Genomic DNA, 24,420 nt, shown 5'->3' with positions numbered 1-24,420 from the left:
TGAATAAACCGTTTTAAATATTGAATAACCTCATTATAGACAGGACAATCTAATGAAATATATCAGTACCCGTGGTCAGACAGCGCCGATGGATTTTAGTGATGTGCTATTGATGGGGCTTGCGCCAGATGGCGGTTTGATGCTGCCTGAGCACTATCCAAATATAGATAGCACGACCCTTGATGAGTGGCGCACGCTCAGCTATCCACAGCTTGCCATGGCGATTATGCAGCGCTTTGCCACCGATATTCCTGCCGCTGATTTGCAAGATATTATCGAGCGTACTTATACCGCTGAGGTGTTTGGTAGTAAAGAAATCGTACCTGTGCGCAAGCTTGACAATAATTTATATATTTTAGGACTATCAAATGGTCCGACATTGGCGTTTAAAGACGTTGCCATGCAGTTCTTGGGCAATGCCTTTGAATACGTGCTAAAAAGAAAAGATGCGCGTATTACTATCATCGGTGCGACCAGTGGTGATACGGGTAGTGCGGCAGAATATGCATTGCGAGGTAAAGAAAACATCGAAGTCTTTATGCTATCTCCACACGGCAAAATGAGCGAATTCCAACGTGCGCAAATGTATAGTTTGACCGATGATAATATTCATAACATTGCTATCGATGGTATGTTTGATGATTGTCAAGATATCGTCAAGGCACTACAGCAAGATGCCGAATTTAAAGCCGCTTATAACCTCGGAACCGTCAACTCGATTAACTGGGGTCGTATCCTAGCGCAGATCGTTTATTACTTTAAAGCCTATTTTGCCGTAACTTCAAATAACGATGAAAAAGTCAGCTTTAGCGTGCCATCAGGTAACTTTGGCAATATTTGTGCCGGTCATATTGCCCGCGAAATGGGTTTGCCAATTGAGCGCTTAATCGTCGCCACCAATGAAAACGATGTGCTAAATGACTTCTTTAACCAAGGTGCTTATCAGCCACGTCCGACTGAAAAAACCTACATTACCTCAAGCCCATCGATGGATATCTCCAAAGCGTCTAACTTTGAGCGCTTTGTTTATTTGCTACTAGAAAAAGACAGCGCGCGCGTTCATGAGTTGTTTGAAGGGGTGAAGTCTGGTCAAGGTTTTGACTTGTCTGACTTGATGGATGCGGTCAACAGCCGTTACGGTTTTGCTGCTGGCAAGTCGACCCATAGCGACCGCCTGCAAACCATTAAAGCGCTTTATGAGCAGCATGGTGAGCTAGTTGATCCGCATACAGCTGACGGTATCAAGGTTGCTAAAGAGCTACAGTTAGAGGGTGAAATCATTGTCTGTGCGGAGACAGCGTTACCCGTCAAATTTGCTGACACAATCGTTGAGGCTATCGGTCAGATAGATATCGCTCGTCCAGCGCACACTGAAGGGTTAGAAGATTTACCGCAGCATGTAGTGGTACTGGATAACAAGGCAGAATTGGTCGCTGAACAAATCCGCCAACATGTCACGCCGAATCCTGCTTGAGTAATTACGGTCTTAAGGCTTATCATCAACAAGGAAAAGTATCCGCGTAAAAGTTACACCATTGTAATAAAGTGTTTATGATTGTGTTATGGTAGATATAATTGTAATATTAGAAACAGCGTCAGCAAGTCATCATCGTGCTAGGCGCTTTTTTAGGAATTATTCTAGCCAATTACACTGAACAGTTACCCTATAATCGCCATGAGAATTTTATTAATAAGTTACTGATATAATTAAACTTTTATTAATTTTAGAGGTTTTTGCAGTAATAAATTAAATACAGTTCTTTGCGTCGAACACAGTGGTACATATTGTGGATATAACGATGAAGATGAGCTTAAAAAAGACAGCAAAAGCACTGGCAAAAGGATTATTAGTTACGACGTTTAGTAGTGCCATGTTGATGAGCACGGCTCAAGCTAACAATCCGCCGCCAACTATCAAAGCTGATGCGCCCAATCGTTATATCGTCAAAAAAGGCGATACATTATGGGATATCTCAGGTCGCTATCTAGATAGCCCATGGCGCTGGAAAGAAATTTGGGCCACCAATAAGCAAATCAAAAATCCAAACCTTATTTACCCTAATGACGTTCTTATCCTTTGTGTGATTCAAGGAAAAACACTGATTGGCGTTGATACTGGTGAAGGCTGTGCTGGCGTTGAAAAGCAGCTTACTGGGAGTGTAACTACAAGTACGGTCGCAATTACCTCGACGGCCAATAGCATTCCTCCTATTCCGTGGTCGGCTATCCAACATTGGCTTGATAAAACGCTTATTGTTAATCCCCAAGACTTTAATACCACGCCTTATATTTTAGCTTCTAAAAACCGTAACTTAATTACTGCGCGCGGTGATAAGGTATATGCTAAAGGCGTACCGCTTATCGTGGGCCAGCGTTACGGCGTTTACCGTGAGGGTGAGCTATATGTAGACCCCAAAACGCAAGAAGTGATAGGATTAGAAGTTACACAAGTAGCGACTGGTCTTGTTACTTCTACAGAAAGTAATGGTGTGACTAGCTTGCAGCTTATCGATAGCTATGGCAAAGAAGTGCGTGAAGGGGATCGCGTATTTGTAGAGCTAGACAACGCTATTCCTTCTGTCTTTTATCCAACGCCTGCAAGTGTCAGTCGCGGCGGTATGATCGTACGTGTAATGGACTCTATCAGCTCGGCTGCGAAGGGTAGTGTGGTCGCTATTAACTTGGGTAGCTTGCAAGGTGCTAAACCAGGTGATGTGCTGACGGTTTATCAAAAAGGGCCTTTGGTACGTGATACTAAAGACAACGACACGCCTGTACGTCTACCAAACGAGCCAAGTGGTATGGTGATGGTTTTTAATACCTTTGACCACATCAGCTATGCTTATGTACTTGACTCTGAGTTACCACTTAATATTGGCGATCAGCTGTTACCACCCCCTTATTTATAAATAGCTATAAGGCTGTATTAAGCAATATATTAAACTAAATACTAATCTAAGCTTACCTATACGAGACAGATGACAATGACGGCAGTCACCTCTTCTTTATCCGACGATCAGCGCGCTATCTTAGCGCTGTGGTACGAGGTGAATGCGTCGTTATCTGCTTATCACAAACTGATCACTTCTTTCGGTTATCCGCAGCTTGCTTGGCAAGCCAAAGTAGAGGCATGGAAGCAGCTCGGTATTCACCACACCCATCTCAAACGTCATGAACAGCCAGAGCAAACACTTGCCAATATCGATAAGATTCAGCAAGCATTGATAGATGGGCGCTATGGTCTGCTATTCGCTGATGACGCCGACTATCCTGCCCAACTCTTACAAATCTACGACCCGCCGCCCTTATTATTTTATCGTGGGAATAGCGCGCGCCTACATCAAGCACAAATCGCTATAGTAGGTAGCCGCAAACCCACCGCGCATGCGCAAAAAATCACGTTTGATATGGCGCAGTATTTAGCGCAAGCAGGGTATATCGTTACTAGCGGCCTAGCTATGGGCGTAGATAAACGCGCACATTTAGGCGCGCTAGCACAAGCAGACCCTGGCTACCAGGGGCGGACGGTTGGTGTAATGGGTACAGGGATCGATGTGAACTATCCCAATCATCGGGATCAGTTATTTACTCAAATTATTGAGCAAGGTGGCTGCATTATCAGTGAGCTATTACCACATACGCAGCCGCATAAACATACTTTTCCGCGTCGCAATCGTTTGGTAGCTGGGCTGAGTCTCGCGACCATTGTGACGGAAGCGACAATTAAAAGCGGCTCGCTTATCACAGCACGTCTCACGTCTGAACAAGGTAAACAGGTCTTTGCTATTCCCAGTCATATTGACAATAGCAATGCAGAGGGTTGTCATCATTTGATACGTGAAGGCGCGACCTTGGTTTATCATCCTCAGCAAGTACTAGAAGACGTCAATGGTCAGCTTGACTATGATAAAAGCGTTTATAGAACAGCGAACGCTACTACTTTCAATAGTAATCACTCTAATAGCAATCACTCTAATATTACTCAGACTTTCGATGCATTTGAGATAGAGAAAAACTCAATCAAATCTACTAGCCAGCAACCATCTTCTGAGATAAAGCCTGCGCGCAGCACAGTCGTTGTGCCTGAGCATTTAACTGCAATCTATGAGCAGCTTGACTGGCATGGGCAAGATTTAGATGCGCTTATTAGTGCAACCAAGCTTGCACCGCCACAGTTGATTGGACAGCTAATGGAGCTTGAACTAATGGGTCTTATCAGCGAACAAGGTGGACGATATTTGCGCATTTAAAGTATCGTAAATATTCCTTATTAGACACTGGCATAGATAGCCCTTAGTTATAGACTCTCCTAGACAATATCCCTCTTGTGGTATTATTAGAATTTACTTCTACGAACCATTTAAGTCATGAGCCAACCTACACCTCTTATTACTAATTCTGCCATCCAAGCTGCTAAGTGGCTAAAAGAAGGGCAGCTGCTCGCGTATCCTACAGAAAGCGTTTGGGGTATTGGTTGCGACCCTTATGACCAAGCAGCTGTTCAACGTATCTTGGATATCAAACAACGTCCACAAGCCAAAGGCATGATAGTCGTCACTGATAGTGTGTCTCGCTTAGCACCTTTGCTAGCCTCTTTAGATGATGTTCAGCGCCAGCAGATTATTGATAGCTGGCAGACAGACGATAGTAGAGATGAACAGCACAATCGCCAAGCACATACTTGGTTATTACCGATTCCTCAGCCGCTTGCGAGCACTGTGCCCACTTGGATTACCGGTCAGCATCAGACTATTGCTGTTCGAGTTATCTCGCATCCTACAGTTCGTCAGCTTTGTCAACAGATGGTCAGTGAAGAGAACCCATTTGGGCTATTGGTTTCTACAAGCTGCAACCGATCAGGACAAACGCCTGCTAGCACCTTTGAAGCCGCCTATGCTTATTTCAAAGAGCAAATTGGTTATTTGCAGGGTGATACATTGGGTTATACCTTACCTAGCCAGATTCGTGACGCAACGACAGGCTTGGTTATTCGTTAGTGGACAAGAAAGATGTAGACGTTTTTTTTGCTACCTGTTTGCCTTACTCAACATGTTTTCTATTGTATGAGCTACATTTTTTACAATAATGCTGGCACAAATACTGTTTATCACATACTGACGGTAGCCCTGAATAGGATTTAGGCAGTCATATGAAAAATAAATTAAATCAGCCAAGTCATAGTTTGAACGAAAGTTTGGCTGAATATCCAAAAATGAAGGTTACTAAGTTATTTTTATTCGTAGGTGCGCTGTATGAGCTCATTATCTTTCCATGGATAGCGACACTTCTTAGCTCAGATAACAGCATAGGTCTATTGTTCATACTGTTTTTTCCAGTTTATCTTATTGCAGGTGGCTTGTTTGCGATGCCAACTACATTAATGATGGGAAAGTGGCATTCGTATAAAGAAATATACATACAAGATGGGTGGTGGATAAGAACTTTTTTTATGGGAGTTCTTATTAATGCTTTATTTTTTGTTTGGTTTATATTTTCTAAATTTGGTTTGGTGATATGGTTCTCTATCAGTTTAACTGGAGGAGTAAGTGCCGTATTAGCAGGTATGTCAGCTTTACCAGTATTGAAAGAAAATATTGAAGACGTAGGCTGAGCCATTAAATAAAGAGCTGATCAAACTATTTCTGAAATATTATGATGCGTTTGGATGGTCAAGAAAGTTCGAAACGGTTTATAACAGCTATATTATTTCCATTCACAAATTGACCAACTTATGAGTTAAAACTAATGTTAGATAACAACAGCCACTATCCAAAAAAAATGGTGATATTTTTATTTTTAACTTTAGGTACGCTATATCAGTTGATCTTATTCCCTATTTTAGTATCGCTGATAATGTGGAATAAGGATATAGGTCTGGCATACGCTGTAGCCATACCTTTTTACCTTATTGCAGGTGTATTTCTTATTGGAATGCCTACACTATTGTGCGGTATATGGCTTGCTTCTAAACAAACATATAAGTCCAAAAGATGGTGGGTAAGAGTTTTTCTTGTTGGTTTTTCTATTAATGCCACATTTTTTATTGGTCAAGATGCTCGTACATGGTTGGCGATTAGCTTAGTAGGAGGTATAAGTGCTTTGATTGTGGGTATGTCCGCATTACCTAAACCTAAACAAAGTCTGCAATATTAGCCAAAAAATTAAGATACTTTTTTAATAAAAAAACTTCTATTTTTGACAGTAATTATCAAAGTGCAATGTTTGACCTCGTAAACCTTTCATTCCTCACCTTCCTTTACCAAAAGTATGTAAAAGTCGTTTTGATAAAAACCACAAAAAAGCAGACGATGGTTGTAACGGTCTGGTTTTTATTGAACGATAAGTACTTCAACAATAAATAATTTAACGATCAGTCATATTGGCGATATTTAAGGCATATAGGGAGTAGGGTATGAAGGTTTTGATTAGTGGCGGTTCAGGGTTTTTGGGAAGTGCGTTTAGTCGAGAGCTAATGGCACGATATCGCGCGCAGAATAAAGACGTGACGATTACTTGGTTAACTCGTGATAGCAGTCAACCACATCCCGATGATATCAATATGATGACTTATGACGAGCTTGCGAAGTCTGATATGAGTTTTGATGTCATATTAAATTTAGCAGGTGCTGGGATTGCTGACTCTCGTTGGAGCGATGAGCGCAAAGAGCAGTTGATGGCGAGCCGTATCAAACCTACTCAGTCGATATTGGATTTTATCGCACGTGCTAGCACAAAACCCAAGTTACTGGTAAGCGGCTCAGCAATCGGTTGGTATGGTACGCAAGGCGACAAGCCATTGACTGAAAATAGCGATTATGAGACAGACTTTGCCCATACATTATGTGATGAATGGGAGCAATTAGCGCTTAAAGCAACCAATCATGATGTTCCTGTAGCTATTGTCAGAACAGGTGTAGTCATTCATCCTGAGGGCGGAATGGTGGCTAAATTGTTGCTACCCTTTAAATTTGGTGTCGGTGGACAGTTGGGTGATGGACAGCAAGTCATGAGCTGGATCAGCCGTGAAGATTGGGTTAGTGCGGTCATCTTTATTATTGAGCAGCAGCTTAAACTTACTAAAGAATCAGACGTTAATCACATTGAAAGCTTAGCCCAAGACAATGCACCTATTAATGATAGCACTATTAAGACTGCAAACAGTACCGCAAATGATACACATACAGTCGTATATAACCTTACTGCTCCAAATTCTGTGACCAATCATACTTTTACCAAAGCACTTGGCTCATGGCTACATCGCCCAACATTTTTCACTTTACCAGAGTTTTTGCTTAAGCTGATGTTTGGCGAAATGTCGACGTTACTTATCGATGGTCAAAAGGTGCTGCCACAAGCGCTATTGGATGCAGGTTATTCGTTCAAACACTCGACACTCCAGCAAGCATTAGGAAATCAGAAATAGTTATATAGCAGTTGTTTCATGTGAAACATTAGAGTTTATTTTCTGATACTCACTTATCAAACAGTATTTATGTCTAAGGGCAGTCCATGCGTTACGCATTTTTCTTCACCATCTTTCTGTTATTGCAGTTATTTAGCTTAGGTACAGTATTAAGTATACAGTGGTGGCTCCAGCCTTGGATAACGCCAACATTACAGACGACGATATGGGCCAGTGTATTCATTATTACTAATGGCCTATTAGTATTGAGCGTAAAAAGAGCATTTGCCAACAGTTATCGCTGGGTTAGCGGTTGGATGCTAGTCATGCATTTTATGATATTGACGGCGTTGGCAGTGAGTCTACTCTACGGAGGATATCTGCTAGTAGTTGCTTTATCAGGTAGTACGTTGCATCAATCGAATGAGATGACTATAGGGCTAAGAGTACTAGCACTACTCCTATTTATAGGACTATTTATTTATTCGTTATATAGTGCCTATGCTCCTGTTATACGCGAGCTGTCTATTAATATAGATAAACCTTTGGCCAAGCCACTGCGTATTGCAGTCGCTAGTGACTTGCATATAGGTCGATTATTTGGTGTGAGAGCCATAGATAGATTGCAACAACTTATGATTCGCTCTGGTGCAGATATGTTGCTGATGCCAGGGGATATTATGGATGATAATACAGAGGCCTTTAATGAATATCATATGGAGCAAAACCTAGCAGAATTGTGCAATAGCCTGCCAGGTGGTGTCTATGCGACATTGGGCAATCATGATTTATATGGTCACGAGCGACCTATTAGCGAAGCGCTGCAAAATGCAGGTATACAGTTGTTAAACGATGAGGTGCTCTGTATCGAGCACGAGGGTCAACCAGTATGGTTAGTTGGACGTTTTGATAATCATAAACGTCAACGTGTAGCAACTACCGATCTGCTTGCGCAAGTAGATACGTCGCAGCCAGTGATATTGTTAGATCATAGACCGAGTGATATAGATAATCACAGTCAATTACCTATAGATTTACAAGTCTCGGGACATACCCACAACGGTCAAGTATTTCCCGCTAATTTCATCGTCAATGCTATTAATAGATTAGGCTATGGCTATGAGCAGATTGGTAAAGGACACTTTGTCGTGTCCTCTGGCTATGGTTTTTGGGGCATTCCCTTTCGATTGGGATCGCGCTCAGAGATTTGGTTGATTACGCTATCTGGTAATACCAATTAATCAGTTATACAAATCATTAATTAGCTGGCTAACTAAATAACTAACGGTTTATGCAGCTAACTGGGATTGTGTATTGATGATTTCACGTACAAAGCTGCTAAAGCCATGAATAATATTGCTTGTCTCTTGTCCAAGACCTTGATGAACACTCATAAAGTGTATAAAGCCATGCGGTGCTCCAAGCACAGTATAGGTCTCTACAGCAACGCCATAACCTCTCAGCTGCTTTGCATAAGCAAATGCCTCGTCACGTAATACATCGAGCTCAGAAGCTACAATGTAAGTTGGGCAAACTTTACTATTATCACCCAACATAGGTGAGTTCAGTATGTGTAAGCGAGGCAGCGGACTATTCTCTAGGCAAGCAGCATCAAATACTGCTACATCAGCATGATCTAATAGTAGACCCTCACCATATAACTCCCAACTTGGATAGTCTGTCTCAATATCAGTGACTGGATACAAAGGCATCTGCGCTAGAGGTTCGGGTAGTTTTTCTAATAGATTAAACATTTTCTGACCTTCTATCCCTAGGTCTGCCCATGCGCTTTTACTCGGTGCGGTCAACTGCTGCGCAATTAAAGTTGATAGACCACCACCTGCGCTATCACCTGCCAAGACGATACGAGAGGGTAGTGCGCCCAACGTGTGACAGTGCTCAACCAACCAATCATACGCAGTGATACAGTCTTTTAATGCTGCTGGAGCAGGGCATTCAGGCGCTAAGCGATAATCGACACTAACCACAGACCAGCCAGTCTGCTCACAGACTGCATGACAGAACTCATGATGTGTATCGACATCACCAATGCAGAACCCACCACCATGAAAAAACAGCATGACTGTTTCATCAGGATTATGGATACGTTTTCTTCTAAAACCAGATTTTTTGCCGCCCGCTTTATAACAACGGACAGTCATGTCGCCATCATCTGCATTGGCAATCGTTTCATCTTTCCAGCTAACAGGCGAATCATTTTTTTTAGTGAAGGGCTTTATATTGCTTAGCATAGTAGTACTGGCTTGCTGCCATACTCTAGGTGATTGCATGGCTACTGCATCAGCAGTAAATCTCTCACGCAATTCGGGCATTGGGGTTAGTTCTAACGGTGTTTTGAGGTAGCTATTTACTGCAAGGATGAAACGCAGGTGAGCGTTTGCATGCATATATTGTTTTGAGTTGGGACCTTTAAGGTAACCAATCACCCCTTCTAAAATAGGGTCTGGTAGGTAGCCGAGACTTTTCATTGCATAGTGCAATGTATGCGGCTGATAGTTTGCCACAGGGTTATAAGCGAGTATTTTTTCTTTAACGCTTAGACGTTTTTCTAATGAGTCATACGCTTTCGTATCTTGATTTGATGATTCTTTTGACGCTAGATGTTCTTTTGACGCTAAGTGCAATGTCATCAATGCTTTATTAAGCAAAGTATTGATAGATAAATTTTTTGAATTAGACATAACAGCTCTCATAAATGATTTTTAGCGTGCATTTGAGTGTGGGCGATAATATTTATAGCAATGATAAAATAGCTAGCAGAATAATAGCGTATCGTTTGGTAATAGCTTGATTAATAAGCGTAAAGCAATTGGAATAAATAGTGGTTTTTTGTTCTTTTTGTGAGCAAATATTGAGATTTATTGACATGGAGTAAAAACGTTAGATGCATATCTTTAATCAGACTTCACGAATATTTGTCATAAATGGTAAAAATTCCTTTGCTCTAGGCTTGAAATTTGTCCTTATCACCTTTATCAAGCAGCTATTGAAGCGTATTAAAAAAACAATGAGTTAGAAACATCGAGCATTTAATAATGGCATAGTAGGACCAGTAATGATTTGGTCTACTGTGCCGTCTCTTAATATTCATTATTGAAATTTCAAGGAGCTATCATGAGCGAGCAAAACCCGAACCACGAAAATCTTGACCAAAATGTGGCACATGAGAATATTGATCACAATGACAGTATCTTAGAAGAAACCATGAAAGAGTTTGATCCACAGAATAATTCAGGTGAAGAAACGACTATCGAAAACGAAATCAACCTTGATACTTTCAAAGCGCGTATTGCTGAGCTAGAAGGCGAGGTAAAACAAGCCAAAGAAGGTACTGCACGCGCTAACGCTGAAGCTTACAATGCGCAAAAACGCATGGAGCAAGAAGCGGATAAGAGCAAAAAGTTTGCATTACAGAAATTTGCCAAAGAATTGTTAGACATCGTTGACAACTTAGAGCGCGCTATCGAAAATGCCGATGCCAATGATCCAGTCGCTGAGGGTGTGCAATTAACGCACAAAGCATTGGTTGCAGTATTGACCAAAAACGGCGTAGAAGTGGTCGATCCACAAGGTGAAAAATTCAACGCTGACTTCCATGAAGCAGTGGGTATTGACCCAGAAGCAGCGGCAGATACAGTTGGTACGGTTCTACAAAAAGGCTATAGCCTAAACGGTCGTCTATTACGTCCAGCCATGGTTCGTGTTGGTCAGTAATATTTTTAAGGCTAAACCCTACTAATATGAAGGTTTTTCACAAAAAATGACATGAAACACAGTTTTTGCGTGATTATCACCTTGAAAAATACGACGGGTAAACCGATATATAGCAACAAGTGACCGACTACGGTCTGGATAAATAAGTATTTATAGTTAAAAACAAATTAGGAGCAATTGATTATGGGTAAAGTAATTGGTATTGATTTAGGTACTACTAACTCGTGTGTAGCAGTAATGGAAGGTGACAAAGTTAAAGTCATCGAAAATGCTGAAGGTACTCGTACAACACCATCAATCGTCGCTTATAAAGATGACGAAACGCTTGTTGGTCAGTCAGCTAAGCGTCAAGCAGTAACCAACCCAAGCAACACTTTGTTTGCGATTAAGCGTTTGATCGGTCGTCGTTTTGATGACAAAGTCGTGCAAAAAGATATCGGCATGGTTCCTTACAAAATCGCTAAAGCAGACAACGGCGATGCATGGGTAGAAATCAACGGTAAAAAGCTTGCGCCACCACAGGTTTCTGCTGAAATCTTGAAAAAAATGAAAAAAACAGCAGAAGATTATCTTGGTGAAAGCGTGACAGAAGCAGTTGTAACTGTACCTGCTTACTTCAATGACTCACAGCGTCAAGCAACTAAAGATGCGGGTAAAATCGCTGGTCTAGATGTAAAACGTATCATCAATGAGCCAACTGCTGCTGCACTTGCTTATGGTATGGACAAGAAGCAAGGCGATAGCACTGTTGCTGTATATGACTTAGGTGGTGGTACTTTCGATATCTCAATCATCGAAATCGCAGACGTAGACGGCGAGCAACAGTTCGAAGTACTAGCGACCAATGGTGATACTTTCCTAGGTGGTGAAGACTTTGACTCAGCATTGATTGATTTCTTAGTGGCTGAATTCAAAAAAGAGCAAGACGTGAACCTAAAAGGTGACTCTCTTGCGATGCAGCGTCTAAAAGAAGCGGCTGAAAAAGCGAAGATTGAGCTATCAAGTGCACAAAGCACAGAAGTGAACTTGCCATACATCACTGCTGATAGCAGTGGTCCTAAGCATTTGGTTGTAACTATCAGCCGTTCGAAACTAGAGAGCCTAACTGAAGAATTAGTACAACGTACAATGGGTCCTTGTAAGACTGCACTTGAAGATGCTGGCCTAAAAATTGGCGACATCAACGATGTAATCTTGGTCGGTGGTCAGACTCGTATGCCACTAGTACAGCAAAAAGTACAAGACTTCTTCGGTCAAGAGCCACGTAAAGATGTGAACCCTGATGAAGCAGTTGCAGCTGGTGCAGCGATTCAAGGTGCCGTATTGTCTGGTGACAAAACTGACGTATTGCTACTTGATGTAACGCCATTGACCCTAGGTATCGAAACGATGGGTGGTGTTATGACGCCAGTTATCGAGAAAAACACCATGATTCCTACTAAGAAATCACAGGTATTCTCAACGGCTGAAGACAATCAGCCAGCTGTAACGATTCAGGTATATCAAGGTGAGCGTAAAATTGCTAACCAAAACAAAATGCTTGGTCGTTTTGACTTGACGGATATTCCACCAGCACCACGTGGCTTACCACAAATCGAAGTGTCTTTTGACATCAATGCTGATGGTATCATGAATATCTCAGCAACCGATAAAGGTACTGGTAAAGCACAAAGCATCCAGATCAAAGCGGATTCTGGCTTGTCGGACGAAGAAGTCGAACAAATGGTTCGTGATGCAGAAGCTAATGCTGCTGAAGATGAGAAGTTCGCTAACCTAGCGCAAGTTCGTAACGAAGCAGATGGTCGTATCCATGCGGTACAAAAAGCGCTAAAAGAAGCAGAAGATAAAGTCACTGATGAAGAAAAATCAACAGTAGAATCTGCGATCACTGAGCTTGAAGCTGCAGCGAAAGAAGATGACCATGACGAAATCAAAGCTAAGCTTGAAGCATTAGACAATGCATTCTTGCCAATCAGCCAAAAAATCTACGCTGATAGCGGCGCTGGCGCAGAAGGTATGGATCCAAGCCAGTTCCAACAAGGTGCTGACGATGCTGGTAGCAACAAAGCTGATGACGACGTCGTTGATGCTGAGTTCACTGAAGTAGACGAAGACAAAAAATAATACGGCTACTAACTAGTTAAATGAAAAAACGCATCCTTTGGGGTGCGTTTTTTTATGGCTGCTATTTCTAAATGTTGTTATGCCTATTAGCCACAGTTCCTACTAGCCACTATTTTTACTATCAGTTAATAAATTAAGGTTTAAACGCACTCACTATGAGCACTTCATAGGTTAAATTAACCACGAGCTGTCCTATGTCATTCTTTTCTGAGAATTGCTGCCAATAGTCTGACTCAAATTGCTGTAGACGGGATTTTGTCCATATAAAGGTTTGAGTATCGTCTGATTGTATTTGCGTTTGATTGGTCGATACGCCAGTGAGTTTCATATGCTTCAAGATAGCGTAGGGGGTTGGAAATGGTAAATCAAAGCGCTTAATAGAAAGTTCGATATTCTCAAAGCCAGCACTATCTAATGCCAATTGCCATTCATTAATATCTGGGTAGTGAAGTCCTTGGCCCGTGAGAGTTTTAATTTGCAAAAAGTTATTTGGCGTAAAAGTACTAAAGACCAGCTGTCTCCCAGATTGTAAACGCTGCGCTGATTGCGTGACGAAACTCAACGGATTATCAAACCATTGCACGGCATTAGCACTGATTATCAAGCTATGATTTTCTGCTAAATCTATCGTTTCAGCATCACCAATCATTACGTCAGCAGTTGGCAGTATTGATTGCAATGTAGCACTCTGCTCACTACATAACTCGTTAATAAGCCAATACTGGCTTTGAATATGATCAGCGAGTAGGCGCGTCATTTGACCTGTGCCTGCACCCACTTCCAACACACTGCTTTGCTTGGTATGAGCAATACTGTCTAATAAATACTGACAAACGGTCTGCTGGATACTGGCATGCTGGTCATAGTCACTTGCATTGGCAAAGTGGCGAGCGATGGTTTGTTTTCTAACACTGAGGTCATCAACTGTGTCGAATGTTGTCATAGGCTTTATTATATCCAAGTGCGCCAGTTATCTATCAATAGTAGAAATAAAGTTTGTGTCAAACGATAAAATTACAACTGCTGTATCAGTCGCGCACAGTCTTCGTTAGTCAGTTTGGCATTCATAACTAAACGAATGCGAGCAGTGTTTGCAGGCACAGTAGGCGGCCTGATAGGTAGCGCGTAAAATCCAGCGGCTTGCAACTTTTGCGCTTTGACAAGGGTACTCGCATTATCGCCTAATATATAAGGAACGATAGGGGATTCATAGTGTATATCTTCCAAGGTTGGCGATACACGGTGCCGTGGGTTAATGGCTTGGCTAAGCGTGGTAGATAACTGTGCTAGATGCGCACGTTGATCAGTTAAGGTCGGCATCTTTGCTAAAATAAATCGTGTCCATGCGTGATTGATAGGAGGAAGTGCAGTGCTAAAAATCAATGGACGCATGGCATTGATCAGCCATTGTTTGACGACCTCATCACACATTATATAAGCACCTATTGAAGCAAATGCCTTACCAAAGGTACCCACCAAATAGTCAATATCAGCCAAGGTATGCGTTTCTTCCGCCAATCCTAGACCTGTATCGCCAAGCACTCCAATAGCATGTGCTTCATCGACATACAGCTCAATACGAGCATCTTTGGATTTTAATTGTACTAGTTCAGGCAAGTCAGCACGGTCACCATCCATACTAAATATACTCTCGGTGACAATAATGATGCGTTCAACCGTCTCGTCTGCTTGTTCAATAAACTTGGCCAAATGTTCGTAATCGTTGTGACGGTAACGTCGATAGGTAACAAGTTTACTTTGGCTCAAGCGCATCCCATCGATAATGCTGGCATGTACTAGCTTGTCAGCCAGAATGAGTGTTTTGACTGGCAAAATTGTTAATGCTGGCAAGATACCTAGGTTGGCGTGATAGCCACTATTTAAGACCAGCACCGACTTTGAATCGGCTAAACTCTGTTTTTCTATGGCGCTTTGATACCAATTTTGCAGTTCTTCTTCTAGGGCTTCTAACTGTATATCGTTGCCTGTCAGTAGGCGTGAGGAGGTGGCACTCATTTTAGGAGTGTGTGTAGTAGATAGCTGTCCCACTTGAGTAAGAAACTCAGCTTGCATCTCGGTATCACCGCCTAAGCCAAGATAATCATTACTCGCAATATTAAGCAGAGCTTTACTATTGCTAATAACGTATCTTCCATCGTGCTGCAAGTTTGGTAATTGGCGGTACTGCTGCTTTGCTTTTAAGTCTGCAAGTGCAGTTTGTAAGCGCTCAGTGATAGAATTTTGCATTTTTTCTCTCTAATTATTGTTATATCAGCCATATTTATCTGATTTGTATAGCAAGAAAAATATGAAATGAGTACGAATTATTGCATAAACTGGGTGGATGTAACAAAAGGTTTCATATCTAGGCCTTTGTAACCCGAGCACTGACAAATGCTTTCAAATCTTAACTCTCATACCATTAAACACTGACAGAGTGTCTGAAATAGTTTGTTACTATGTACCCATCGTTAGCAAACAAGGCGATACGGCCAAATGGTCAATACAACTAAATAACTTGTTTGTCCAAATTTACTTGAAGGAGCTAATAATGAAAACTCTACAAAAAACTATACTTGCACTAGCAACTGGTTCTTTACTTACTGTAGGTGCACAAGCTGCCGTTAATTATGGTAACGGCTATACAGGTCAACCGTATGTTGGTGCTAAGATTGGTCAGTTCGATAATGATGTAAGCGGCGACGATCCAACTGCGTATGGTGTGTATGCTGGTTATAACTTCGATCCTAATTTTGGTATGGAAGTTGAATATGTTGGTTCAGATGATGCTGATCTAGACAATAATGCTGGCGATTATGATACGAAAACTTATGGTGCGTACGGTACTTATCGTTACACGTTCCCAAATACTGCACTGTATGCCAAAGGTAAGCTTGGTATCGCTAAAACAGAGCTAGAAGCTGATTTTAACGACGGTAGCAGTGATTCAGTGAGTGATACTGGTATTGCTGGTGGCATCGGTCTTGGCTATGCGGTGAATCCTAACTTCAATGTTGAAACAGAATATGCCATGATGGATAGTGATGCAGATACTAAGCTGCTTACTGTTGGTGCTAACTTAAAGTTCTAATTATTTAGAAAACAAGCTTTTAGCAAACAGCTATAATAAAGAAACGATCACTTTAAGTGGTCGTTTTTTTTCTCTTAAAATTTATGTTAAGGACTTTAAGTTAGTAATTTATAAGCATCCAATAAGTAATATATCATTATCGTTAAAGCGTTGTTATCCTTAAAAATGTGCTACATTAAAAACTGGAATGATAAAGATAGGAATGGTGGCAAGGATGGAGATACTTTGGATGATTGAACCTTGGCATTGGTTAGTATTGGGCTTCTTATTACTAATAGTCGAGATGTTTGTACCGACGTTTGCCAGTCTGTGGTTTGGTGCCGCTGCCATCATCGTTGCAGCGCTATCATGGCTGTTGCCCCTTTCTGTTTCTGTTCAGATTATCGTCTGGTTAGTGCTCTCTGCTGTGTTCTTACTGGCTTGGTTCAAGTTTATCAAACCGTTGTCAGTAGATCGTACCAAAGCTGGGCTAGGCGGTAGTGTCATAATTGGTGAAGTGGGGATGATTATCGTGTCACCGCAGCTAGATAAAGCTGGCACAGTTAGATTTAGTGTTCCTATCGTTGGTGCGGCTGAATGGATGTGCCGTACGAGAGGGGAGCAAGTGGCAATCGGCGATAGAGTGATAGTGACGGATATCGTTGGCAACGAGCTGATTGTGAGCAGTACAAAAGCGCAGGCAGCGATGCATAAAAGTATGCAGGTATAATAATAAGGGATGAGTTATGGAAAGCTTTAGTATTGTCATGGTGGTATTGATTGCACTGGTGGTATTCACCGTGTTTAAAGGCGTACGTATTGTACCGCAAGGTTATAAATGGGTAGTACAGCGACTGGGCAAATATAGCCAAACGTTAGAGCCTGGTCTCAACCTCATCATCCCTTATGTAGATGATGTGGCTTATAAGGTAACGACTAAGGACATCGTACTTGATATCCCGTCACAAGAAGTCATTACTCGTGACAACGTCGTTATCATTGCAAACGCTGTCGCTTATATTAATATCGTGCGTCCTGATAAGGCGGTCTATGGTATTGAAGATTATGAGTACGGTATCCGTAATCTAGTACAAACGTCATTGCGCTCGATCATTGGTGAGATGGATCTTGATAGTGCATTGTCTAGTCGTGACGAAATCAAAACCAAGCTCAAACATGCGATTTCAGAAGATATCGCGGATTGGGGTATTACCCTTAAGACAGTAGAGATTCAAGATATTAACCCTTCGCAGACCATGCAAGCGTCTATGGAAGAGCAGGCAGCGGCAGAGCGTTTACGCCGTGCAACTGTGACCCGTGCTGATGGTCAAAAACAAGCTGCTATCTTAGAAGCAGATGGTCGATTGGAGGCTTCACGCCGTGATGCTGAAGCGCAGGTAGTACTAGCCAGAGGTTCTGAAGAGTCGATTCGTTTGATTACTAGTGCGATGGGTGAGGAAGAGATGCCGATCGTATACTTATTGGGTGAGCAATATATTAAAGCGATACGAGAGTTGGCTGAGTCTGATAACTCTAAAATGGTGGTACTACCAGCAGATATCTTAAGTACCGTAAAAGGTATGGTCGGTGATAAATTAAAAGTGTAAAAAGTCATAGCAATATTAAAAAAAGACCTCGCTTGAGGTCTTTTTTATGTCTAATAATTGAGGAATGACTCGCTAACTTAGATAACTTTCGAAAAGCGGTTTTGATGTTTCTTTTCTAAGTATTCATCAAATACCATGGCGACGTTACGGCCAAGCAAGCGACCTCTGGGTAAGACGCGAATACCTGCTGCGTCCATATCAATGAGTCTGTCGTCTTGCATAGCGCCCAACTGCTGAATCTCATTAATAAAATAGGTGATGGCATCGATACCAAATTTTTGATTCACATCTTTAAAATCGAGGTAATCATGACATAGTAGGTTCATGATGACGTACTCACGCAAGCGATCTTTGATAGAGGTTTTTATGTACTTTACCGCAGGCATGACAGTCGGATTAATTTTCGCCATATCAATCTTGGCTTGATAGCTCTGTAGATCAGTATCGTTTTGCAAAATATAGCGCGTATTGGCATTAGAAATCTGACTGATTGATGAGACACCAAAGCCCAATAAGTCACAGTCACCCATGATGGTGTAACCCTGAAAGTTACGATGTAATTTACCTTCGCGCTGGGCAATAGCCAACTCGTCATCCGGTTTGGCAAAATGATCGATACCGATATATTGATAGCCAGCTTCGGTCAATGTATTGACAGTACTACCGAGCATCGTCAGTTTGGCAGCTGGGCTAGGCAAGTCTTCATCTTTTATCTGACGTTGGGCCTTAAATCGCTCAGGCAAATGCGCATAGTTAAAGACTGACAGGCGGTCTGGTGACATCTCGATGATACGATTTACAGTTTTGTCCAACGTATCAGGTGTTTGATGCGGCAAACCATAAATCAAATCAATATTGATAGAGCGAAAACCAAGCTCACGTGCTTCTGTTAGCACGGTTTCAATAAGCTCTGCTGAGTGCACACGATTAACGGCGATTTGCACCGTTTCATCCAAGTCCTGCACGCCTAAGCTGATACGGTTGAAACCGAGATTACGCAATATTTTCAGAGTGTTTTCACTCAGCTCACGAGGATCAATTTCGATAGAGTAGTCACCTTCATCTTCTGGCAAAAAATCAAACTGAGTCTGTAAAAACTCCCATAATTGCACCATCTCTTCGTCACGTAAAAACGTTGGCGTACCACCGCCTAAATGTAGCTGTTTGACCAATGGTTTGTCGCTGCCTTCTGGCGTAGATAACAGGCGGCGCTTATGCGTAATTTCAGCGATTAAATACTGCAAGTAATCGCCAGAATCGCTATTTTTTTTGGTAATAATCTTATTACAAGCACAGTAGTAGCAAAGGTGGCGACAAAACGGAATATGAAAATATAAAGATAAGGGGGCACGCGCTTCACGGTTTTGCAGGATTTTCGTCTCAAGACCGATATTCTCGAAGCTATCTGGTATTGGCGCGAACTCTAGAGCAGTCGGATAAGAGGTATAACGTGGCCCTGAGCGATTGTACTTATTGATAATTGATTCATCAAATGCTGGTAGCTGCTTACTCGTAATGCTGCCGCGTGTACTGGCATAAGGGTTGTCAGGTTGCATAACAGGGCGCACAGTCGTGGGCGGCTCGTCCGCACGGTTGTAGGGCTGCTGAGTGTTCTGTTCTAAATAGTCTGTCATGCGATATTCCTCGTTTTTACTCTAGATACTGCTGGTTTTTATATCATCAAGGTTTTCGGATTTGGTGTTTATTTTTCGCTTGTATCAACGATTAATAATAAGATTCGAATACATCATTGGCAGCAGTATGTATCGCTAAATGTATAATAGATAGTATAACAAATCCTTGTTAGCAGTGGGGTGGTCGGTGAGTATTCTTAATTATTGAAGTAGAGCGTTATTTATACATAAAAAACCTCAGAACGACGCTGAGGTTTTGGTGATTCTCTCTACACCAGCAATAAAACACGACGTTTGCGCGTTGATAAATAATACTTTATTATCAATGACACTCTGTATTAGGAAGATGCTGATGTCGTTTGCCCAAGTCTATACCCGTTCGGTGGTTGGTCTGCATGCTCCCAAGGTCATCATTGAGGTGCATCTATCGCAAGGACTGCCTGCATTGACCATCGTTGGGCTACCTGAAGCCGCTGTGCGTGAGAGTAAAGACAGGGTACGCTCTGCTATTCTCAATTCAGGTTTCCAGTTTCCTAACCGCCGCCTCACGATTAATTTAGCCCCTGCTGATTTGCCAAAAGATGGCGCGCGTTTAGACTTACCAATTGCTATTGGTATACTGGCAGCAAGCGGACAGCTTGAGCCAGAGGTGCTATCAGGATTTGAATTTATTGGCGAATTAGCGCTCAATGGTCAATTGCGACAAGTAACTGGTAGTTTGGCAGTCGCACGAGCAATCAAAGCTGAGAAATTGGCAATAGCGTTGTCTCAGGTAGCAGCGAGTGACCAAGAGCAAAATAATTCAAATAACTCAAATAACTCGCCGCCGACAACACCGCAACTGATCGTGCCGATTGATAATGGTCGTGAGGCCAGCCGCGTTGATGGCGTAACGATACTAGCTGCTCAGAGTCTAAAAGCAGTTTGCGACCATCTGCAGTCGCTCGTTGACCCAAGTGCAAGCTATGAGAATTTGTCAGTGGTGCAGCCAAGTCCTGCTCAGAAGCATATCGGCTATCAAGTGGATTTAGCTGATGTCAAAGGACAGCACCATGCTCGGCGCGCGTTAGAGATTGCCGCTGCGGGCGGTCATTCATTGTTATTTACAGGGCCACCAGGTTCTGGCAAGACGCTTATGGCGTCACGATTGCCAACAATATTGCCAGACTTAAGTGATGAAGATGCGCTAGAGGTTGCCAGTACCTATTCGGTGGCAGACAGCGATTATGACTATGGGACGCGGCCGTTCAGACAAGTACACCATACGATATCAGCAGTAGCACTAGTCGGTGGTGGTTCACGGCCAAAACCGGGTGAAATTACACTAGCTAATAAAGGCGTGTTATTTCTAGATGAGTTACCAGAGTTTGATCGGAGCGTGCTTGAGGTATTACGTCAGCCATTAGAAGCCAAACAAATTACCATTAGTCGCGCTAACTCTCAAATGACTTTTCCGGCGAATTTTCAACTGGTTGCCGCGATGAATCCTTGCCCATGTGGCTATGATGGCGATACATCAGGACGTTGTCGCTGTCGACCTGAGCAGATAAAACGCTATCAAGACAAACTATCTGGGCCTCTCTTAGATCGTATTGATTTGCATATTACCGTGCCTGCATTACCGATTGCCGATCTGCAAAATAGTCAGGTAGGTGAAACCTCCAAGCAAGTACGGGCTCGGGTAGCAATCGCGCATCAGCATCAAATGCAGCGCCAGCAAAAGGTTAATAATGAGCTTAGCCCTAGCGAAATCGATGAATATATCCAGCTAGGCGACAATGAAAAGCAATTATTGCAACTTGCTCAGCAGCGTCTAAATTTATCAGCGCGTGGCTACCACCGAGTATTACGAGTAGCGCGTACAATCGCGGATTTGGCTAACAGTACCGATATCAACAGCGCGCACGTATCTGAGGCGCTGAGCTATCGTAGTAAAGCATAATCTATATTTGAGAAAGTTACACTGTGATGAAAGATAGACTTCACATAGACTAGACTTTATCTTTCATAATCCAAGCAACCAAGTCAGCAAAGTGATCAAATGCCTCAGTCGGATTTAATTCGCGAATATCTTGCCCATAGTTATAACCATAAGACAGGCCGAGCGTGTCCATATTGGCGTTCTGTCCAGCCAACATATCGTTCCTAGAGTCCCCAATCATCACTGACTGCTCGACACTGATATTGAGAGTCTCACAGACGTGTAGTAGGGGCGTTGGGTCTGGTTTTTTGACAGCTAAACTATCACCGCCCATAACTTCACTAAATAAGTCTTGCCAACCAAACGACTGCAATATCTTCGGTACAAATCGAATGGGCTTGTTGGTGACTAAAGCAAGTGTATAGCCAGCAGCATGCAGTTTTTTGAGTCCGTCATCGACATCTGGATAGGCAACGGTTTTGCTACCACTAAGATTCTTATAAGCCTCAAAAAATATTTGCTCTGCATGATCGGCTTCCTCGCCCGTTAGCTCGCCATCTGCTACTTCTACCTTGCCAACCAAAGCGCGTTCTACGAGCAGTCGTGAACCATTTCCTATCCAATTGCGTATCGTCTCGATAGGGTAAGTGTCTTTACCCAATGTGGTTAGCATGGCGTTGGTTGCGTCGGCCAAATCAGGTACGCTATCAATGAGCGTTCCATCAAAATCAAAAATCAAAAGCTGCTTATTCATTGTTCCTCACTATTAAAAATCGTTATATTTATTATGTTGAGCATACCTTAGCACAGTAGCGTTTTGAGACCAGTCACTTTAGTTATCTGTTGTGCTTAATGTCTTGAGCAAATGTCTTGAGCATTAGCATCTATTCGACATCTTTATAGCGTTCACGATGCTCTTTTTTCATTCTTAAGTAATCTTTGTTCTCACGGCATTCATCCCATTTAACTTTAAAGATTCGTGCGGATTCTGCTTTGACTGGGTCTTCCTCTTGTCGTGGCAATTCTTCGCGGCCATGAGCGCCGCTTTGACCTTTTTTATCATCAGGTACTGCGCCTTTATATTTTTTGCCGCCTTTATGATTGGCATAGCGTCGAGCGCGGGTATAGCCCATTTGTATAAACTTTCGCGCCATATCTGCGCCGACGAAGTCGTCGTTAGCCAAGTAATCTAAAAACATCTGATAGATAGCTTCACTGCTTTCGCGGGCGATGTCGGGAGTCGCAAAACGCCAATGGGGCAGAATCTCAGACTTATAAGGTTCTACCAGTAATACGCCTTGCTCACCGCGACCGACACGGTACAACTCAGGCTGAGCGCGCAAATCCAAACTCTTATAGTCCAAGTCGTAATCAAACTCTCTCATATCTATGACCTATTATTTTTATCTACTCGTATATGGTTATTGAGTATACTTAGCCAAGCTGTTTAGAAAAAAGCACAAAAATGTTATGCAACCGTGACAGTAGGTATTTAGCATCAAAAGCGGTGAGTTAAAATGGTTATGGTAAAGTCAACTGTGAGACGTATGAAGGCTATGAGTATGATGAATAAAATGCTACGAGAGATGTTATGTTGAGAAATAAAATAAGTGTAAATGAGCTCAGCCGTTTGCGATTACCAAAAAATATACTGGTAGCGTGGCTATTGCTAACGACAAGCATACTAGCTACTACGGCTGCCCACAGCGCGTGGTTTGAACGTTTGATTCCGCAAGGTGAGACGTATACGGTACGCGAGATAGATCGCGATTTAGCATTCGTGATAGATGGCTTTATCTATGATGCGCGCACGTCTTGTTTTTTGGCAGTAGGCGACCGAGTAATATTCTTTGAGGGGCGTCACGGTATTGATTACCGCGCAACTATATACGACTTGGATTCGCGTGAGCGCTGCAATTTACTCTTACGTGGTCGGTTGTACGAATAGTGGTCGGCTCTACGAATAAGAGCGACGCATGAATAGAATGAACGCTAAAGAATACGATAAATTTTAAACATAAAAAAAGCCCCGAACATTGCTGTTCAGGGCTTTTAGAATTCTATTAACGAATGGTGGCTCGAGGCAGGATCGAACTGCCGACACACGGATTTTCAATCCGTTGCTCTACCTACTGAGCTATCGAGCCGTCTTCGTTGAGGTCGCTATTAAACTAAATATACGCGCTTCTGTCAAGCTGTTTTTGCATTATATCTGATAAAAGACGATAAATAATTAGATATTAGTAAAATTAACCGTTTTAGCACTCAATTTAGTCTTTTACACGCAGAAGTTCGTACTCACTCATGATACGGTGAATATCGGCGTCAGCAGGGACAAATTCACGTACGCCTTTTCTAACTTCGCAATCATAGACCAGTTTAATAAACTTGGCATCGATAGCACGTTTACGATTCTCTGGATGCACAGTGAGGTACTGCAGGCGCTTAGCATTGGTCTGCCCGTCATCAAAGCAGGCGACCGCGGCGATAGGCTTATCATTGAACATCCCGACATAGAGGTACTGTCCACGTTTAAACCCTTGCTTAATGATATTTAATACCTCGAGACCGTCAGGCTGTGCATCATCACTATCGTACAACGCTTGCAAGCGCTCTGCTAGCTCGTTGTCGCGAGCAGGTTTTTTGATAAGTGGCGCATCCAAACTATTAATGGCGATCGCTTCTAAAGGCATAGCAGTTCCTATAAATAGAGGGTTTCTATAGTATAAATAAGCAGCATGAGACAGCACAAGTCATAGCGTGCAGTGCCGTAAGTAAGGGTTTTCAAAGTCAGCGCGAGTCATGATTGATAATACTAAACACACTATTTTAGCAGAATGAGGCGATTTTGTGCGTGGTTTACCGCTTGGTCGTGGCAGTAAATGTTAGGGTTTGCTATGATGAGGCTATATAATATTTAGTATGTA

At 42.4% G+C, this 24,420-nt stretch carries 22 protein-coding genes and 1 tRNA gene; 15 read left to right on the top strand and 8 right to left on the bottom strand.

The features are described 5' to 3' along the window. Nucleotides 1–52 precede the first annotated feature (52 nt). The 8 genes from thrC (at nucleotide 53) to JMX07_RS02685 (ending at nucleotide 8,643) form a co-directional block, all read left to right on the top strand. Entirely contained in the window at nucleotides 53–1,474 is a 1,422-nt protein-coding gene (gene thrC / locus JMX07_RS02720; protein WP_201606216.1) for a threonine synthase, read from the top strand. A gap of 325 nt (nucleotides 1,475–1,799) precedes the next feature. Further along, complete coding sequence (locus JMX07_RS02715) at nucleotides 1,800–2,909, top strand: LysM peptidoglycan-binding domain-containing protein (protein ID WP_201606215.1); 1,110 nt, start codon at nucleotides 1,800–1,802, stop codon at nucleotides 2,907–2,909. Nucleotides 2,910–2,984: 75 nt separating this feature from the next. After that, nucleotides 2,985–4,250, top strand: a complete 1,266-nt coding sequence (gene dprA, locus JMX07_RS02710; RefSeq protein ID WP_201606310.1) for a DNA-processing protein DprA — start codon at nucleotides 2,985–2,987, stop codon at nucleotides 4,248–4,250. Between the two features lie 117 nt (nucleotides 4,251–4,367). Continuing rightward, entirely contained in the window at nucleotides 4,368–4,997 is a 630-nt protein-coding gene (locus tag JMX07_RS02705; protein ID WP_201606212.1) for an L-threonylcarbamoyladenylate synthase, read from the top strand. 152 nt (nucleotides 4,998–5,149) lie between these two features. Next, nucleotides 5,150–5,611, top strand: a complete 462-nt coding sequence (locus tag JMX07_RS02700; RefSeq protein WP_134292684.1) for a hypothetical protein — start codon at nucleotides 5,150–5,152, stop codon at nucleotides 5,609–5,611. Between the two features lie 134 nt (nucleotides 5,612–5,745). Next, entirely contained in the window at nucleotides 5,746–6,153 is a 408-nt protein-coding gene (locus JMX07_RS02695; protein ID WP_165597793.1) for a hypothetical protein, read from the top strand. Nucleotides 6,154–6,412: 259 nt separating this feature from the next. Further along, nucleotides 6,413–7,423 carry a TIGR01777 family oxidoreductase gene (locus JMX07_RS02690; RefSeq protein ID WP_201606201.1) on the top strand — a complete coding sequence of 337 codons (1,011 nt, stop codon included), beginning with the start codon at nucleotides 6,413–6,415 and terminating at the stop codon, nucleotides 7,421–7,423. Between the two features lie 86 nt (nucleotides 7,424–7,509). Further along, nucleotides 7,510–8,643 (top strand): metallophosphoesterase, encoded by a 1,134-nt coding sequence (locus JMX07_RS02685; protein ID WP_201606199.1) that lies wholly within the window; start codon nucleotides 7,510–7,512, stop codon nucleotides 8,641–8,643. A gap of 48 nt (nucleotides 8,644–8,691) precedes the next feature. Here JMX07_RS02685 and JMX07_RS02680 read toward each other — a convergent pair whose 3' ends face one another. After that, nucleotides 8,692–10,104 (bottom strand): alpha/beta hydrolase, encoded by a 1,413-nt coding sequence (locus tag JMX07_RS02680; RefSeq protein WP_201606197.1) that lies wholly within the window; start codon nucleotides 10,102–10,104, stop codon nucleotides 8,692–8,694. A gap of 433 nt (nucleotides 10,105–10,537) precedes the next feature. Between JMX07_RS02680 and grpE the strand changes: the two genes are divergently transcribed. Both grpE and dnaK read left to right on the top strand, forming a co-directional pair. Then, nucleotides 10,538–11,137 (top strand): nucleotide exchange factor GrpE, encoded by a 600-nt coding sequence (grpE, locus tag JMX07_RS02675; RefSeq protein WP_057762215.1) that lies wholly within the window; start codon nucleotides 10,538–10,540, stop codon nucleotides 11,135–11,137. Between the two features lie 183 nt (nucleotides 11,138–11,320). After that, a complete protein-coding gene (dnaK, locus tag JMX07_RS02670; RefSeq protein ID WP_057762214.1) occupies nucleotides 11,321–13,261 on the top strand; it encodes a molecular chaperone DnaK in 1,941 nt (646 codons plus the stop codon). A gap of 133 nt (nucleotides 13,262–13,394) precedes the next feature. Here dnaK and JMX07_RS02665 read toward each other — a convergent pair whose 3' ends face one another. Then, on the bottom strand, nucleotides 13,395–14,204 hold the full coding sequence (locus JMX07_RS02665; RefSeq protein WP_201606189.1) for a methyltransferase domain-containing protein: 810 nt from the start codon (nucleotides 14,202–14,204) through the stop codon (nucleotides 13,395–13,397). A gap of 71 nt (nucleotides 14,205–14,275) precedes the next feature. Beyond that, nucleotides 14,276–15,508 carry an 8-amino-7-oxononanoate synthase gene (locus tag JMX07_RS02660; RefSeq protein WP_201606186.1) on the bottom strand — a complete coding sequence of 411 codons (1,233 nt, stop codon included), beginning with the start codon at nucleotides 15,506–15,508 and terminating at the stop codon, nucleotides 14,276–14,278. Between the two features lie 304 nt (nucleotides 15,509–15,812). Here JMX07_RS02660 and JMX07_RS02655 point away from each other — a divergent pair, with 304 nt between their 5' ends. The 3 genes from JMX07_RS02655 (at nucleotide 15,813) to JMX07_RS02645 (ending at nucleotide 17,938) form a co-directional block, all read left to right on the top strand. Continuing rightward, nucleotides 15,813–16,352 carry a porin family protein gene (locus JMX07_RS02655; RefSeq protein ID WP_102078619.1) on the top strand — a complete coding sequence of 180 codons (540 nt, stop codon included), beginning with the start codon at nucleotides 15,813–15,815 and terminating at the stop codon, nucleotides 16,350–16,352. A 229-nt stretch (nucleotides 16,353–16,581) separates the two neighbouring features. Beyond that, the gene (locus JMX07_RS02650; RefSeq protein ID WP_201606185.1) at nucleotides 16,582–17,061 is read left to right on the top strand and encodes an NfeD family protein; all 480 of its coding nucleotides are present in this window, start codon (nucleotides 16,582–16,584) and stop codon (nucleotides 17,059–17,061) included. A gap of 16 nt (nucleotides 17,062–17,077) precedes the next feature. After that, on the top strand, nucleotides 17,078–17,938 hold the full coding sequence (locus tag JMX07_RS02645; RefSeq protein ID WP_057762202.1) for an SPFH domain-containing protein: 861 nt from the start codon (nucleotides 17,078–17,080) through the stop codon (nucleotides 17,936–17,938). Nucleotides 17,939–18,015: 77 nt separating this feature from the next. Here JMX07_RS02645 and hemN read toward each other — a convergent pair whose 3' ends face one another. Next, entirely contained in the window at nucleotides 18,016–19,494 is a 1,479-nt protein-coding gene (hemN, locus tag JMX07_RS02640) for an oxygen-independent coproporphyrinogen III oxidase (protein WP_413786654.1), read from the bottom strand. 430 nt (nucleotides 19,495–19,924) lie between these two features. On the opposite strand from hemN, the gene JMX07_RS02635 reads away from it, so the two are divergent. Next, nucleotides 19,925–21,514, top strand: a complete 1,590-nt coding sequence (locus JMX07_RS02635; protein ID WP_201606180.1) for a YifB family Mg chelatase-like AAA ATPase — start codon at nucleotides 19,925–19,927, stop codon at nucleotides 21,512–21,514. 49 nt (nucleotides 21,515–21,563) lie between these two features. Here the strand turns inward: JMX07_RS02635 and JMX07_RS02630 are convergent, their stop codons facing one another. Next, nucleotides 21,564–22,247 carry a phosphoglycolate phosphatase gene (locus JMX07_RS02630; protein WP_201606172.1) on the bottom strand — a complete coding sequence of 228 codons (684 nt, stop codon included), beginning with the start codon at nucleotides 22,245–22,247 and terminating at the stop codon, nucleotides 21,564–21,566. 130 nt (nucleotides 22,248–22,377) lie between these two features. Next, nucleotides 22,378–22,878, bottom strand: coding sequence for a DUF4385 domain-containing protein (locus JMX07_RS02625; RefSeq protein ID WP_201606170.1), 501 nt, complete (start codon nucleotides 22,876–22,878; stop codon nucleotides 22,378–22,380). 206 nt (nucleotides 22,879–23,084) lie between these two features. Between JMX07_RS02625 and JMX07_RS02620 the strand changes: the two genes are divergently transcribed. Then, entirely contained in the window at nucleotides 23,085–23,441 is a 357-nt protein-coding gene (locus tag JMX07_RS02620; RefSeq protein WP_201606168.1) for a hypothetical protein, read from the top strand. A 123-nt stretch (nucleotides 23,442–23,564) separates the two neighbouring features. Here the strand turns inward: JMX07_RS02620 and JMX07_RS02615 are convergent. Together JMX07_RS02615 and JMX07_RS02610 are read right to left on the bottom strand one after the other, a co-directional pair. After that, nucleotides 23,565–23,640: transfer RNA gene (locus tag JMX07_RS02615), tRNA-Phe, on the bottom strand. 123 nt (nucleotides 23,641–23,763) lie between these two features. Next, a complete protein-coding gene (locus tag JMX07_RS02610) occupies nucleotides 23,764–24,186 on the bottom strand; it encodes a hypothetical protein (protein ID WP_102094866.1) in 423 nt (140 codons plus the stop codon). Nucleotides 24,187–24,420 lie beyond the last annotated feature (234 nt).

This window comes from Psychrobacter immobilis (assembly GCF_904846235.1).
Classification (GTDB): domain Bacteria; phylum Pseudomonadota; class Gammaproteobacteria; order Pseudomonadales; family Moraxellaceae; genus Psychrobacter; species Psychrobacter immobilis_C.
Note: the sequence above shows the minus strand (reverse complement) of the source record. Positions and strands in the feature narration are given on the sequence as shown.